This is a genomic window from Streptomyces sp. NPDC058470 (assembly GCF_042721055.1).
In the GTDB taxonomy this organism is placed as follows: Bacteria; Actinomycetota; Actinomycetes; order Streptomycetales; family Streptomycetaceae; genus Streptomyces.
Genome location: NZ_JBHXMF010000068.1, coordinates 20286 through 34048, shown reverse-complemented (window position 1 = coordinate 34048; position 13763 = coordinate 20286). Strand labels below are relative to the sequence as shown.

The window sequence follows — 13763 nt, the reverse complement described above, 5'->3', positions numbered from 1 at the left end:
TCGGTGATCTCCAGGTGGGACGCGCACACGTCGTATGTCGTATGCGGGATACGTATGGGGGACTGCTGGTGCTCGGGTTCCGTCGCTCAGACGGGCTTGCTCACGCGAAAGCGACGGAGCTCGGCGGTCCGCGCCGTCCCAGGGAGTGCACGAACAGGCGGGTGCGGGCGGTGGCCGTCCGGCGCGTGGGGCGCGGCAGGCGGCGTACCGGGGCGAGCAGTCGTACGGTCACCGCGGCGACCGCGATCAGCAGTGGCCGGAAGGTCGACGCGGCAGCCGCGTGCAGGAGCTGTTCGAGGGCGCGCTCGCCGCGGCGCAGCCAGGCGGCGGCGAGGAGGCCGACGCCGATGTGCGCGCCGAGCAGCAGCCAGGCGGCGGTCGGGTCGGTGTGGGTGAGCAGCGCCGCGGCGCGCTCGCCGCCGGTGCCGGTCACCCGGGTAAGCGGGGAGCCGACGGAGCCCCCGCCACACAGCAGGTCGAAGCCGACCGAGCGCAGCGGGCCCGCGACCGGGCCTCCCGCCCTGCCGTAACAGACGTGCTGGCCTGTCGTGAAGACGGTGTCGGCTGCCAGCTCCAGCGGTATCAGCAGGACGGCGATCCGCCCGAAACCGCGCTCGCGGCCCCCAAGGGCGTAGGCGACCACGAAGACGGCGGCGGCGATCGCGGCCACCGTCCCCATCGGCAGCGGAACCCGGGACAGCAGCACATGCGACGCGGTGCTGAGCGTCACGACCATGGCCGTGAACAGCGCCGCGCGTACGGCTCTGAGGTGGGTCCCGGATATGTCCATAGCGGGGAGAGTGTGTCACGTGCTCCTGTAAAGGGCTGCTAAAGGGTCCCTGCTAGTTTGGCCGCCCGCTGCCGGGATTCATTCGCAGTGTGTCGGGCTTCAGCCCGGTGGTGACGTGAATCTGAGGGGTGCGTCGCGGCCTCGTTCCGGCGGAGCCGGGCGCTGCGGCGGGAACGGTGACGCTTTGTACGGATGTTCTCTCGTGACGGTGCGCGTGGGGCATGTCTAGTGTGATCGTCATGCAGCTTCGGTACGCCGGACGCTCCTGAGCGCGTGGCGCCGGCCAGGGGCCCCGAACCTCTCCACATCAGGGAGTGGACCTGCCCTGCGTGCGGCACGGTCCATGACCGGGACCACAACGCCGCGAAGAACGTGAAAACGGCCGCCGGACTGGCGGTTACAGCCTGTGGAGCGCAGGTCAGACCAGGACTCGTCCTGGCACAGCGCGACGAAACAGGAAGCCACGGATTCCCGCCCGAACCCCGTGCCGCGTAGCGGCACAGCAACGGACGAGAAGGCCACAATCCTCGGGCTGAAGCCGGCTTCAGCCCGAGGAGCAAGTCAAAGACCCGGAATCCGTCCGTTACGGAACAGGTCCACGAAGATCTGGTGGTCGGCACGCGCGCGGGCGCCGTAGGCGTGCGCGAAGTCGATCAGGAGGCCCGGGAAAGCGTCCTCGTCGGCGGCGATCGCCGCGTCGATGGCGCGCTCCGTGGAGAACGGGACCAGCTCCGAGTGGCCGCTCTCGTCGTCCGCCGCGGCGTGCATCGTGGCCGTGGCCCGGCCGAGGTCGGCGACGACCGAGGCGATCTCCTCCGGGTCGTCGATGTCGCCCCAGTCCAGGTCCACCGCGTACGGGGACACCTCGGCGACCAGCTGGCCCGCGCCGTCCAGCTCGGTCCAGCCCAGCCACGGGTCGGCGTGCGCTTGGAGGGCGCGCTGCGAGATGACCGTGCGGTGGCCCTCGTGCTGGAAGTAGTCGCGGATCGAGGGGTCCGTGATGTGCCGGGAGACGGCGGGGGTCTGGGCCTGCTTGATGTAGATCACCACATCGTTCTCCAGGGCGTCGCTGTTGCCCTCCAGGAGGATGTTGTACGACGGGAGTCCCGCCGAGCCGATGCCGATGCCGCGGCGGCCGACGACGTCCTTCACGCGGTAGGAGTCGGGGCGGGTTAGTGAGGACTCCGGCAGCGTCTCCAGGTAGCCGTCGAAGGCGGCCAGCACCTTGTAGCGGGTCGCGGCGTCCAGCTCGATGGAGCCGCCGCCGGACGCGAAGCGGCGCTCGAAGTCACGGATCTCGGTCATCGAGTCGAGCAGTCCGAAGCGGGTCAGCGAGCGGGCGTCGCGCAGCGCGTCCAGGAGCGGGCCCTCGGCGGTGTCCAGTGTGAAGGGCGGCACCTCGTCGCTCTTGGCGCCGGTGGCGAGGGCATGGATCCGCTCGCGGTAGGCGGCCGCGTAGGTGTGCACGAGCTCGGTGATCTGCCCGTCGCTGAGCGCCTTGGCGTAGCCGAGCAGGGCCACGGAGGCGGCGAAGCGCTTGAGGTCCCAGGTGAACGGGCCGACGTAGGCCTCGTCGAAATCGTTCACATTGAAGATCAGGCGGCCCTGGGCGTCCATGTACGTGCCGAAGTTCTCGGCGTGCAGGTCGCCGTGGATCCACACGCGTGAGGTGCGCTCGTCCAGGTACGGACCGCCCCGCTTCTCCTGCTCCAGGTCGTAGTAGAACAGGCCCGCCGTGCCTCGGTAGAAGGCGAAGGCGGAGGCCGCCATCTTGCGGAACTTCACGCGGAACGCGGCCGGGTCGGCGGCCAGGAGCTCGCCGAAGGCGGTGTCGAATACGGCGAGGATCTGCTCGCCGCGTTGCTCGTCGCTGAGCTGCGGGACCGACATCGCTGGGTGCCTCCTGGTGCAGGTGGTGCTTGACGTGTGGGACATGGGTGGGAACGGGAGTCCGTCCACTTCCAACGTGCGACGGAAGGCCGGAGTGCCCGTATTTCCCGGACGAAGGTACGCGCTCGGTGCACGAGTACCCGCATGAAGGTACGTGCGATGTCCCACCCGTCACCCGGTCACCATCCCTCATCGTGGCGCTTCGCGCCGCCATACTCATCTCAAGTGTCAGTGCCCCGGCATAGACTTCGACGCTGTCCGCCCAGACTGTCCGCAGCCTGTCGCCCAGCGTTTCCTCAGGAGGCCGAAGCCGTGTCAAAGACGCCGTTCACGCACTTGCACGTCCACACCCAGTACTCGCTGCTGGACGGTGCCGCGCGGCTGAAGGACATGTTCAATGTCTGCAATGAGATGGGCATGACGCATATCGCCATGTCCGACCACGGCAACCTGCACGGGGCGTACGACTTCTTCCACACGGCCAAGAAGGCCGGCGTCACGCCGATCATCGGGATCGAGGCGTACGTAGCCCCCGAGTCGCGCCGCAACAAGCGGAAGATCCGGTGGGGCCAGCCGCACCAGAAGCGCGACGACGTGTCCGGTTCGGGTGGTTACACGCACAAGACGATCTGGGCGGCGAACAGCACCGGCCTGCACAACCTCTTCAAGCTTTCCTCGGACGCTTATGCCGAGGGCTGGTTGCAGAAGTGGCCGCGGATGGACAAGGAGACCATCTCCCAGTGGTCGGAGGGCCTCATCGCCTCCACCGGCTGCCCCTCCGGCGAGCTCCAGACCCGGCTGCGGCTGGGCCAGCACGACGAGGCACTGAAGGCCGCCGCCGAGTACCAGGACATCTTCGGCAAGGACCGGTACTTCCTGGAGCTGATGGACCACGGCATCGAGATCGAGAGCCGGGTCCGCGACGGCCTTCTGGAGATCGGCAAGAAGCTCGGCATCCCGCCCCTGGTGACGAACGACTCGCACTACACGTACGCGCACGAGGCGACCGCCCACGACGCGCTGCTGTGCATCCAGACCGGCAAGAACCTCTCGGACCCGGACCGCTTCCGCTTCGACGGCACCGGCTACCACCTGAAGTCCACGGACGAGATGTACGCCATCGACTCCTCGGACGCCTGGCAGGAGGGCTGCGCCAACACGCTCCTGGTGGCCGAACAGATCGACACCAGCGGCATGTTCGAGGCCAGGAACCTGATGCCGAAGTTCGACATCCCCGAGGGCTTCACCGAGATCACCTGGTTCCAGGAAGAGGTCCGCCTCGGCATGGCCCGCCGCTTCCCCGGCGGTGTCCCCGACGACCGCCAGAAGCAGGCCGAGTACGAGATGGACGTCATCATCCAGATGGGGTTCCCGGGGTACTTCCTCGTCGTCGCCGACTTCATCATGTGGGCCAAGAAGCAGGGCATCGCGGTGGGTCCTGGCCGTGGTTCGGCGGCCGGTTCGATCGTCGCCTACGCCATGGGCATCACCGACCTCGACCCGATCCCGCACGGTCTGATCTTCGAGCGGTTCCTCAACCCCGAGCGCGTCTCCATGCCCGATGTCGACATCGACTTCGACGAGCGCAGGCGCGTCGAGGTGATCAGGTACGTGACCGAGAAGTACGGCGCCGACAAGGTCGCCATGATCGGCACGTACGGAAAGATCAAGGCGAAGAACGCCATCAAGGACTCCGCGCGCGTGCTGGGTTACCCGTACGCCATGGGCGACCGGCTCACCAAGGCGATGCCCGCCGACGTCCTCGGCAAGGGCATCGACCTCAGCGGCATCACCGACCCCGCGCACCCGCGCTACGGCGAGGCCGGCGAGATCCGCGCGATGTACGAGAACGAGCCGGACGTGAAGAAGGTCATCGACACCGCCAAGGGCGTCGAGGGCCTGGTCCGGCAGATGGGCGTGCACGCCGCCGGCGTGATCATGTCCAGCGAGCCGATCGTCGACCACGCCCCGGTCTGGGTGCGGCACACCGACGGCGTGACCATCACGCAGTGGGACTACCCCCAGTGCGAGTCGCTCGGCCTGCTGAAGATGGACTTCCTGGGCCTGCGCAACCTCACGATCATGGACGACGCCGTCAAGATGGTGAAGGCCAACAAGGGCATCGACCTGGACCTGCTGGCCCTGCCGCTCGACGACCCGACGACCTTCGAACTGCTCCAGCGCGGCGACACCCTCGGCGTCTTCCAGTTCGACGGCGGCCCCATGCGCTCGCTGCTGCGCCTGATGAAGCCCGACAACTTCGAAGACATCTCCGCCGTCTCGGCGCTCTACCGTCCCGGCCCGATGGGCATGGACTCGCACACGAACTACGCCCTGCGCAAAAACAAGCTCCAGGAGATCACCCCGATCCACAAGGAGCTCGAAGAGCCCCTCGAAGAGGTCCTGGCCGTCACCTACGGTCTGATCGTGTACCAGGAGCAGGTGCAGAAGGCCGCCCAGATCATCGCCGGGTACTCGCTCGGCGAGGCCGACATCCTGCGCCGCGTGATGGGCAAGAAGAAGCCCGACGAGCTGGCGAAGAACTTCAGCATCTACCAGGCCGGCGCCCGCAAGAACGGCTACAGCGACGAGGCGATCCAGGGCCTGTGGGACGTGCTGGTCCCGTTCGCCGGATACGCGTTCAACAAGGCGCACTCGGCCGCGTACGGCCTGGTCTCGTACTGGACCGCGTATCTGAAGGCGAACTTCCCCGCCGAGTACATGGCGGGGCTGCTCACCTCGGTCAAGGACGACAAGGACAAGTCGGCGGTCTATCTGAACGAGTGCCGGCGTATGGGCATCAAGGTGCTCCCGCCGAACGTGAACGAGTCGGAGCAGAACTTCGCCGCGCAGGGCGACGACGTGATCCTCTTCGGCCTCTCCGCCGTCCGTAACGTCGGCACGAACGTGGTCGAGTCGATCATCAGGAGCCGCAAGGCCAAGGGGAAGTACGGCTCGTTCCCCGACTATCTCGACAAGGTCGAGGCGGTCGCCTGCAACAAGCGCACCACCGAATCGCTGATCAAGGCGGGCGCGTTCGACACCATGGGGCACACCCGCAAGGGCCTCACCGCGCAGTTCGAGCCGATGATCGACAACGTGGTGGCGGTCAAGCGCAAGGAGGCCGAGGGGCAGTTCGACCTCTTCGGGGGCGGCGACGAGGACACCAGCGAGCCCGGCTTCGGACTCGACGTCGAGTTCACCACCGAGGAGTGGGACAAGGTCTATCTGCTCGCCCAGGAGCGGGAGATGCTCGGCCTGTACGTCTCCGACCACCCGCTCTTCGGTCTGGAGCACGTGCTGTCCGACAAGGCCGACGCGGGCATCTCCCAGCTCACCGGAGGTGAGCACGCGGACGGCGCGGTGGTGACCATCGGCGGCATCATCTCGGGCCTCCAGCGCAAGATGACCAAGCAGGGCAACGCCTGGGCGATCGCCACCGTCGAGGACCTCGCGGGCTCCATCGAGTGCATGTTCTTCCCGGCCACCTACCAGCTGGTGTCGACCCAACTCGTCGAGGACGCCGTGGTGTTCGTCAAGGGACGCCTCGACAAGCGTGAGGACGTGCCGCGTCTGGTCGCGATGGAACTCCAGGCCCCGGACCTGTCGAACGCGGGCACCAACGCGCCGGTGATCCTCACCATCCCGTCGGTGAAGGTCACCCCGCCGATGGTGAGCCGGCTCGGTGAGATCCTCAGCCACCACAAGGGCGAGAGCGAGGTCCGTATCAAGCTCCAGGGACCGCTCAAGACGACGGTGCTGCGGCTCGACCGGCACCGGGTGAAGCCGGATCCGGCGCTCTTCGGCGACCTGAAGGTGCTGCTCGGACCGGCCTGCCTGGCCGGCTGAACCAGCGGGCCGACCCGTCTGAACAGTTGGCGTACCCGAGGGGCGCATCCGGATCCGGATGCGCCCCTCGCGGTGTGCCTGGGCCTCAACGGCCCTGCCGGGCTTGAACAGCCCTGCACCAGGCCTTAGTTGTGGCCGAAACGCTTCTGGTGCTTACGGGCGACATCCGCGGGGCTGCCCTGGGTCTGCGGCATCGGCGACTGCTGCGCCTCCGTCGAGGACCGCTGGGCCTGCTCCTGCGCGCGCTCGGCCTGTGAGGAGCGGTCCTGCTGGCCGCCCTGCTTGCGGTTCTTGTTCTTGGCCATGGTGATTGCCTCCTACGGGGTTCCCGGGGCCAGGGCCGGGACCAGACTCACATAGGCTGAGAAGAGCCGCATTTCGGAGAATTACCGTGCGTAATAAGGCCTGTCGGAGAGTGATATCCCGATACGCCACGCCGAAGATCGAGTTCCGGCCGTTAACCTCCGCGTGGTCGGGCAGACTCGAAGGAAGCCCAAAGCAAACCTCCCGGAAAGAGGGTGGACCGCGTGGACCGCTGCATCGTCCTGGTGGACGCCGGGTATCTGCTCGGGGCTGCTGCCAGCCTTCTCGCCGGGGACTCGTCCCGCTCCCGGATCACCGTCGACCACGCCGCCCTCATCCAGGGCCTGCGCGAGCGCGCCGAGTCCGACACGGAGCGCCCGCTGCTGCGCATCTACTGGTTCGACGGCGCCCCCGACCGCGTACCCCAGCCCGAGCACCGCAGGCTGCGGGTGATGCCGCGCGTCACGGTGCGGCTCGGTGCCCTGACCCGTAGCGACGGGCGGTGGGCCCAGAAGGGCGTCGACGCCGCCATGCACGCCGAGCTGACCGAGCTCGCCCGCAACCGGGCCTGCTCCGACGTGGTCCTGGTGACAGGCGACGGCGATCTGCTGCCGGGCATGATGGCCGCCAAGGAGCACGGGGTCGCCGTACACCTGTGGGCCGTGCAGGCCGCCGACGGGGACTACAACCAGTCCGAGGACCTGGTGGCCGAGGCGGACGAGCGCCGGGTGCTCGACCGGGTCTGGATCACCAAGGCCGTGCGCGCCAAGGAACTCGGCGGGGTCTGCGCGCCGCCGCCCGTGCCGCGCCCCGAGATCGCCGCGATCCTCTCCGCGCCGCTGCCCGAGTCGCACGGCGCCGCGGCCGAGCGGTCGGCGCCGGAGACGGAGCACGCCTCGGCGGCCGACTCCTCGAACGGCACCGAGGAGCGGACGCCCGCGCCCAAGGGCGTACCCACCCCGAAGGACCTGGCCGCGCTGCGCGGACCCGGCGCACAGCCCGCCCAGCATCCCGCGAGCGCGACCCTGCGCTGGTCCTCCGACAAGGGCTGGGTCGAGCGCCCCGGGGGCACCGCCGAGTCCGCGGAGGCCGCCTCGCTGCCCACCCTCGCCCAGCTCACCTCGGCCGAGCAGCGCTGGGCGGACCGCGAGGAGGACATCACCACCGTCGGCGGCGATCCGTACGAGGTGGGACAGGTCTTCGCGCGCCGCTGGATGGAGCGGCTCACCGACCAGAGCCATCTGCAGAAGCTGTCCGTGATGTATCCCCGTGTCCCGCACCGGGTGGACGGCGAACTGCTGCGCTACGCCGCCCGCTTCGGGCTGCTCACCCACAAGGACGACCAGATCGACGAGCACGACCGGTACGCGATCCGGGCCGGGTTCTGGCGCGAGATCGATGTGCGTACGGCGGCGGAACACGCGCCTGTGGGGGAGTGAGCGGAGGGCCGCGGCCCTCCGCCGGCGACGGCTGAGACGGCACCTGTCGGCAGCGGGCAGGCCTTTCGAGGGTCGGGCGGAGGCACGGGAGCGGCCTCGCGGCGGGGTGAGCCGAGGCCCCGCGCTCATATCGGGGCATCGGACCCCGTAGTCTAGTCCTTCGTGAGTACGCGCACGGCAGGGGCAGTCCGCAACGGGCACAGACGTGATCTGGTGTGCTCGGTGCGCGGGCTCACCAAGACCTACCCGGCCACGCGCGGACGACGCGGCAGTCCCGGTACACCGGAGGTGCGGGCCACCGACGGGGTACGTCTGGACATCCGGCGCGGTGAGATCTTCGGGCTGCTCGGGCCGAACGGCGCCGGCAAGTCGACCCTCGTACGGCAGCTGACCGGGCTGCTGCGCCCCGACAGCGGCAGCGTGGACATCCTCGGGCACGACATCGTGCGCCACCCCGAGCGGGCGGCGCGGCTTCTCGCGTACCTCGGCCAGGAGTCGACCGCCCTCGACGAGCTGACGGTGTCACTCGCCGCCGAGACGACCGCGCGGCTGCGTGGGCTCGAACTCCGTGCGGCGCGGGCCGAGCGGGACGCCGTACTCGACGAGCTGGGTCTCGCCTCGATCGCCTCCAGCCCCCTCAAGAAGTTGTCCGGCGGTCAGCGGCGCCTCGCGTGCGTCGCCGCCGCCCTGGTGGGGGAACGGTCGCTGCTCGTCCTCGACGAGCCGACCACGGCCATGGACCCCATCGCGCGGCGGGCGGTCTGGGCGGCCGTCGACCGGCGCCGGGCCGAGCGTGGGACGACCGTCCTGCTGGTCACCCACAACGTCATCGAGGCCGAGACAGTCCTCGACCGGGTAGCCGTCCTGGACCGGGGCCGGGTCATCGCCTGCGACACCCCGGCCGGGCTGAAGGAGAAGGTCGCGGGCGAGGTGCGCGTCGAACTGGTCTGGCGCGACCACCCTCCGCTGCACGTCCCCGAGGTTGCCGCGCTGCGTGAGCGGGCCGTCGAGTCCGGCCGGCGCTGGACCCTGCGGCTCGCCCCCGAGGAGGCCCGCGCGGCCGTCGCCACGGTCACCGGTGGCGCCGCCTTCGCCGCCCTGGACGATTTCACGCTGGCCACCCCGAGCCTGGAGGATGTGTACCTTGCGCTGGGCGGGGCCGCCACACAGGGGCTGGTGAAGGCGTGAGGGCGGGTGCCTTGAGTGTGCGGGGCGCGGAATCCGTACGGACTGTCGTGGGCCCCGAGAGCAGGACTGCTGCCGGAGTGAAGAGGAGCAGCTCGACGTGAGTGTCGTACCCGCTGAGGTGCTGCCGGGCAGTGCGCTGTCCGTGGCCGAGGACATCGCCGACGCCGCGGAACCGCTGGGGCCCCGGGCCCGGCTGTGGCCGTCCATGGCCGCCGTGTACCGGGCGCAGCTGTCCCGGGCGCGCGTCGCACGGATTCCGCTGCTGTTCGTGGCCACCTTCCAGTCCGTCGGGATCATGGTCCTGATGCGGGGCGTGGTGGACGGCGGCGGCGAGGCGCAGGCCGTGGTGGCCGGGTCGGCGGTACTCGTGGTGGCCTTCGTCGCGCTCAACCTGCTGGCCCAGTACTTCGGACAGCTCCGCGCCGGCGGCGGGCTCGACCACTACGCGACGCTGCCCGTGCCGCCTGCCGCGGTCGTGCTCGGCGCCGCGGGCGCGTATGCCTCCTTCACCGTGCCCGGGACCATCGCCACCGCCGTCTTCGGCTGTCTGCTCTTCGGGTTGCCGATGGCCAACCTGTGGGTGCTCGCCCTGGTGATCCCGCTCGCGGGTGCCGCGCTGGCCGGGCTCGGGGCGACGTTCGGGCTGCTCGCGCCGCGACCCGAACTCGCCACACTGCTGGGGCAGTTGGGGATGTCGGCGGCGCTGCTGCTTGGGGTGCTGCCGGCGGGCCGGTTGCCGACGGTCGTGCAGTACGGGCGGGATCTGCTGCCCTCGACGTACGGGGTCGATGCTTTTGCGCGGACCTTCGAAGCGCATCCCGACTGGGCCGTCGTCGTCGGGGACCTGGGCGTCTGCGCGGGTGCGGGGGTGGCTTCGCTGGCTCTGGCGACCTGGGCGTACCGCCGGGCGGCCGTCCGGTGACGCGGCTGACAGACGGGCCTGGCACGATGTCAGGGTGACCGCTCCGCTGACTCCGCCTCCGCCGCCGCATGACCAGCCCTCGCACGACGCCTGGCAGGTTCCGCCTGCCGATGGTGTGGTGGGGGCCGCCGGGTATGAAGAGGACGGCCCTGGGATGAAGACCGAACTGCGAGAGGCCGCCGTGATCGCGGTGGCCGTGGCGCTCGGTGGGGTGCTGCTCGGGGTGCTGTGGTGGTGGCTGGCGCCGTCGGTGCCGTTGGTCGCGGACGACAGTGCGGTGTACCTCAAGGATTCCGAGGGGGAGCAGGCCATCGGGGTCGACGGAACGTTCACTCTGCTGGCGCTGGCGTTCGGGGCGGTGAGTGCGCTGGTCGTGTTCCTGTGGCGGCGGCGTGGGGGTGTTCCGCTGGTTGTCGCTCTTGCGGTCGGGGGAGTGCTCGGGTCGCTGCTCGCGTGGCGGATCGGGATCTGGCTGGGGCCCACGCAGGATGTGGTCGCGCATGCCAAGGAAGTGGGCAAGGGGGTTACGTTCTCCGCGCCATTGAAGCTGGGGGCGCATGGGGCGCTGCTGGCGTGGTCCCTGGCGGGGCTGGTCGTCCACCTCGGGCTGACCGCGCTGTTCGGGCCGCGGGACCCGGATCCGTTCCTGAGCCCCTACGAGGCTGCGCCGCCTTCGCCGCCGGTTGGGTAGTGGCCGTGAGGGGGGGCGGCCTCGGGTTTTCGCCCCCTCCGCCCCTACCCGTCCCTTGTTTCTGGAGCTCCGCCCCAGACCCCGCTCCTCAAACGCCGGAGGGGCTGAAAATCTTTGGCAGGGGCGCAGCCCCCAGAGGTAGGGGACGGGCAGGGGCGAGAAACCCGTGTTCAAGCTGGGCGCCTGCCGTGGTTGGCCTTTCTGGTGCGCCATTTGCGTTTTCGGGTTTTCTTCGACATGCCTCTCGTGCTTAGCCGAGGAGGGGACGTACGTCGAGGGGTCAGGCGCGGCCGATGGGGGCGGACACCGCCGCGGTGAGGGTCAGGAGGTCGGCGGGGGAGAGTTCGACCTCCAGGCCGCGGCGGCCGGCCGAGACGCAGATCGTGGGGTGGGCGGCGGCGGAGGCGTCGAGGACCGTGGGGAGTTTTTTGCGCTGGCCGAGGGGGGAGATGCCGCCGCGGACGTACCCCGTGGTGCGTTCGGCGGCCGCCGGGTCCGCCATCGTCGCGCGCTTGCCGCTCACCGCCGTGGCCAGGGCTTTGAGATCGAGGGTGCCCGCGACGGGGACGACCGCGACGGTCAGGGTGCCGTCCACGTCGGCCACCAGTGTCTTGAAGACGCGCTCCGGCGAGACGCCCATCGCCTCCGCGGCCTCCTCGCCGTAGGAGGGGTGTGCGGGGTCGTGCTCGTAGGCGTGCACCGTGTACGGGACGCCCGCCGCCGTCAGGGCCACGGTCGCCGGGGTGCCCCCGGACTGCTGCTGTTTCTTCGGCTTCTTCGCCATCGGCCTTCTCGAATGCGTCGGTTGAGGCTCGTCAGTTGAGACTCGTCGGGCCGCGCGTCAGGTCCGCCGCCGGCAACGACGGCAGATTACGGATGATCGCGGTCTCCGCGCGCAGGAGTTTCAGCTCCGCGCGCAGGCGGGCGGCCGTGTCCGGGGCCTGGAGAAGCTGCTGCTTCGCCGGGATGTCCAGCATCGCGGCGGCCGCGACGAGGTAGGAGACGACCGCCGGCTCGTCCGGAAGATCGGCGCCGGTGGTCAGTGAGCGCTCCCGGGCACCCGCCAGCCGCTTCTGGTACTGGCGGAAGGCCCGCAGGACGCCCTCGGCGAGTGCGCCGGCCTCCTCGCCGGGGTCCTCGGGCAGTTCCTCCAGTTCGGCCGTGAGGAACTCGCCGGAGGCGTCGATGGAGAGAAGCCTGACGCGCGTAGTCCCCGTCGCCAGTACCTCGAAGCTGCCGTCGGCACGCTCCCGGATGGTCGCCGCGTCCGCGACGCAGCCCACCTCGTGGAAGGCCTTGGCCGGGTCGTCGCCGAACCCGGCGGCGGGCCCGCGCCGGGGCACGGAGGTCTGGTCCGGCATGCCGGGTGCGGTGGGCGCGACCTCGTGGCCGTCGCGGATGGCGATGACGGCGAACCGGCGCGGTTCGTCCTCGGGGGTCTTCAGCAGGCTGCGCATCATGGCGCGGTAGCGCTCCTCGAAGATGTTCAGAGGAAGCACGAGCCCCGGGAACAGAACCGAGTTCAGGGGGAAGAGCGGGAGCCGCACGGTGGTCACGACGGGAGAGCCTAATGGTCGCCGGAGTGGGCGGGTCCGTAATGCTCACTCCGTGGATGCAGCGGCATGCCCGCGGCGACCTCCAGACGGACGCCGTCGCGCAGTTCCAGGAACTGGCCCAGGGGGTCGTCCGATACCCGGTCCCAGGGGAACGAGGTCGCGTACGGGCCGATCGCGCGCAGCTGTTCCAGGGCGTCCTCCCAGCGCTCCAGCCTGACCAGGACGTACGTGAGGAGGTTGCGGACCTCCGCGGGCCAGGCGTCGCCGGCGGCGTACGTCGCCGAGACCGCGATCGCGAGGTCGGCCGCCGCGTCGAGGCGCTCGCGCGGTACCGCGGCGCCGCCGCCCTCGGTCAGATACGCGAAGGCGGCACGCACCGGCAGCGCCTGCACCAGGGAGCCGGGCAGCGCGTCCTGCGCGGCCCGCTCGGCGAAGTCGAAGCACTCGCGGTGCGAGCCGTACCAGGCGGCCGACAGATACTGCAGGGCGGCCACATGGCAGCCGTAGTGGTGCGGGGAACGGCGTACGGCCTCGCCCCACAACTGCCCGAACTCGGTGTGCCCGGCGTTCGTGCCGCGGGCCTGGTCGAGTGCGATCCGCCAGGGCACCGGATCGCGCGGGTCGCCCTCGGCGGCGGCGGCGATCAGTGGGCCGACCTCGCGCAGCAGCTCGACGCGGGCCGGGGACTCCCAGCCCCGGGACACCGCCAGCTCGGCCTTGACCAGCAGGGCGTCCGGGTCGTGCGGGGAGGCGGCCTGCCACTCCTGGAGCCACTCGTCGCGGGAGCGCGCGAAGGTCGCGAGACGCATCGCGTACCGGTCGCGGTTCTCCCACTCGGCGAGCTCCCGCGTGGTCGTGAGCAGTTTGGCCGCGGGGGCGTACTCGCCACGGCCCGCCGCCACGAGGGCGGGGCCGAGCCGCTCGTCCGGGACGTCGAGCAGCACCTCCTCGTCGGCCGGCAGTCCGGCGGCGAGGCGCGAGGTGTTTCTGGCCATCCGGGCGGTACGGATGAACGCGCGCAGCAATGCCATGGTGGAGACCATTGAAAGCTGCAGGTCGGGGCTGTACCAGGGAGGTGAGGTGAAGCTTTCGTAACCGCCGATTGGTTGTACGGACACGAGTCAAGGGAGGGTAA

The 13763-nt window shown here is 70.0% G+C and carries 11 protein-coding genes and 1 pseudogene; 6 read left to right on the top strand and 6 right to left on the bottom strand.

Annotated elements, in window-relative coordinates; translation table 11 throughout:
- Positions 1 to 100: 100 nt before the first annotated feature.
- Positions 101 to 790: a hypothetical protein gene (locus tag ACFWP7_RS36035; protein WP_384390597.1), complete on the bottom strand. Its 690-nt coding sequence runs from the start codon at positions 788 to 790 to the stop codon at positions 101 to 103.
- Between the two features lie 288 nt (positions 791 to 1078).
- On the opposite strand from ACFWP7_RS36035, the pseudogene ACFWP7_RS36030 reads away from it, so the two are divergent.
- Positions 1079 to 1285, top strand: a pseudogene (locus ACFWP7_RS36030) (zinc ribbon domain-containing protein); the annotation flags it as partial.
- 66 nt (positions 1286 to 1351) lie between these two features.
- Here the strand turns inward: ACFWP7_RS36030 and ACFWP7_RS36025 are convergent.
- Positions 1352 to 2680 carry a DUF2252 domain-containing protein gene (locus ACFWP7_RS36025; protein ID WP_384390594.1) on the bottom strand — a complete coding sequence of 443 codons (1329 nt, stop codon included), beginning with the start codon at positions 2678 to 2680 and terminating at the stop codon, positions 1352 to 1354.
- A 312-nt stretch (positions 2681 to 2992) separates the two neighbouring features.
- Here ACFWP7_RS36025 and dnaE point away from each other — a divergent pair, with 312 nt between their 5' ends.
- Positions 2993 to 6529 carry a DNA polymerase III subunit alpha gene (gene dnaE / locus ACFWP7_RS36020; protein WP_384390591.1) on the top strand — a complete coding sequence of 1179 codons (3537 nt, stop codon included), beginning with the start codon at positions 2993 to 2995 and terminating at the stop codon, positions 6527 to 6529.
- 125 nt (positions 6530 to 6654) lie between these two features.
- Here dnaE and ACFWP7_RS36015 read toward each other — a convergent pair whose 3' ends face one another.
- Complete coding sequence (locus ACFWP7_RS36015) at positions 6655 to 6834, bottom strand: hypothetical protein (RefSeq protein ID WP_384390588.1); 180 nt, start codon at positions 6832 to 6834, stop codon at positions 6655 to 6657.
- Between the two features lie 222 nt (positions 6835 to 7056).
- Here ACFWP7_RS36015 and ACFWP7_RS36010 point away from each other — a divergent pair, with 222 nt between their 5' ends.
- From ACFWP7_RS36010 to ACFWP7_RS35995, 4 genes are all read left to right on the top strand, one after another.
- Complete coding sequence (locus tag ACFWP7_RS36010) at positions 7057 to 8271, top strand: NYN domain-containing protein (protein ID WP_384390586.1); 1215 nt, start codon at positions 7057 to 7059, stop codon at positions 8269 to 8271.
- A 213-nt stretch (positions 8272 to 8484) separates the two neighbouring features.
- A complete protein-coding gene (locus ACFWP7_RS36005; protein ID WP_384390643.1) occupies positions 8485 to 9459 on the top strand; it encodes an ABC transporter ATP-binding protein in 975 nt (324 codons plus the stop codon).
- Positions 9460 to 9556: 97 nt separating this feature from the next.
- A complete protein-coding gene (locus tag ACFWP7_RS36000; protein WP_384390584.1) occupies positions 9557 to 10381 on the top strand; it encodes an ABC transporter permease in 825 nt (274 codons plus the stop codon).
- A 34-nt stretch (positions 10382 to 10415) separates the two neighbouring features.
- Positions 10416 to 11072 carry an AAA family ATPase gene (locus ACFWP7_RS35995; RefSeq protein ID WP_384390582.1) on the top strand — a complete coding sequence of 219 codons (657 nt, stop codon included), beginning with the start codon at positions 10416 to 10418 and terminating at the stop codon, positions 11070 to 11072.
- A 280-nt stretch (positions 11073 to 11352) separates the two neighbouring features.
- Here the strand turns inward: ACFWP7_RS35995 and ybaK are convergent, their stop codons facing one another.
- From ybaK to ACFWP7_RS35980, 3 genes are read right to left on the bottom strand one after another with little or no spacing between them, the layout of a single operon-like run.
- On the bottom strand, positions 11353 to 11856 hold the full coding sequence (gene ybaK / locus ACFWP7_RS35990; protein ID WP_384390579.1) for a Cys-tRNA(Pro) deacylase: 504 nt from the start codon (positions 11854 to 11856) through the stop codon (positions 11353 to 11355).
- 31 nt (positions 11857 to 11887) lie between these two features.
- A complete protein-coding gene (locus ACFWP7_RS35985) occupies positions 11888 to 12628 on the bottom strand; it encodes an LON peptidase substrate-binding domain-containing protein (protein ID WP_384390576.1) in 741 nt (246 codons plus the stop codon).
- A gap of 11 nt (positions 12629 to 12639) precedes the next feature.
- Positions 12640 to 13659 carry a hypothetical protein gene (locus ACFWP7_RS35980; protein WP_384390573.1) on the bottom strand — a complete coding sequence of 340 codons (1020 nt, stop codon included), beginning with the start codon at positions 13657 to 13659 and terminating at the stop codon, positions 12640 to 12642.
- Positions 13660 to 13763 lie beyond the last annotated feature (104 nt).